Raw genomic sequence first — 930 nt, 5'->3', positions numbered from 1 at the left:
AAGCTTTAATCAAGCGAGGAAATATTTCAATTTGGTTCGATCCCCAGACTCAATGGTATGCTCAACCACAAGCTAAACATGGAAGAAATCAAACCTATTCTGATACAGCAATTCAGTGCTGTTTGATGATCAAATCTATCTTTCGACTTTCTTTGCGTATGGTCACAGGTTTTGTGCAAAGCATTATTCAACTCAGTGGATTAAATTGGACAGCACCGGATTACTCCACCCTCTGTAGACGACAAAAGCATATTGATATTGCGATAAGCTATCAAAAAAGTCATGAGGGACTACATCTATTGGTCGACTCAACTGGCTTAAAGTTTTTAGGCGAAGGCGAATGGAAACGTAAGAAACATCAGCCTGAATATCGTCGGCAATGGCGTAAACTACATATTGGTATAGATGCTAAAACCTTGCAAATACGAGCCGTGCAGCTCACAACAAATAATGTCAGTGATTCACAAGTCTTGGGTGATCTACTAAATCAAATCCCATCTGATGAACTCATTGACTCTGTCTATACCGATGGAGCCTATGACACGAAATTGTGCAGACAAGTGATTTCAGATCGTCATGCACATGCCGTAATTCCTCCAAGAAAAAATGCAAGGCCATGGAAAGATAAGAAATTGGGATCTTTAGAAAGAAATGAACTATTGAAAACAGTCAAAGGTCTAGGAAGAACGCTTTGGAAAAAGTGGTCTGGCTATCATCGGCGCAGTTTGGTTGAAACTAAGATGCATTGCATCAAATTATTGGGCGATAAACTCAATGCTAGGAACTTTCAAAGCCAAGTGAATGAGATTCATGCACGTGTGGCAGTATTAAATAAATTTACGGAATTAGGCAGACCTCACACCCAAGTTGTGCCTTGAATTTGGTAGGAATTGGTGAAATCAGCCTTTATAAGGTTTGTGCAACAAAGTC

Annotated in this window: 1 protein-coding gene; it reads left to right on the top strand. The window is 39.8% G+C overall.

Annotation, left to right across the window (positions count from 1 at the left end):
- A partial coding sequence (locus ACT4_RS15160; RefSeq protein ID WP_007483601.1) for an IS5 family transposase occupies positions 1-878 on the top strand: 878 nt, incomplete at its 5' end.
- Positions 879-930 lie beyond the last annotated feature (52 nt).

The sequence above is a fragment of the Acinetobacter sp. NBRC 100985 genome, assembly GCF_000241225.1.
Taxonomy (GTDB): Bacteria; Pseudomonadota; Gammaproteobacteria; order Pseudomonadales; family Moraxellaceae; genus Acinetobacter; species Acinetobacter venetianus.
The sequence above is the reverse complement of the archived record's forward strand: the minus strand, read 5'-3'. Positions and strand labels throughout refer to the sequence as shown.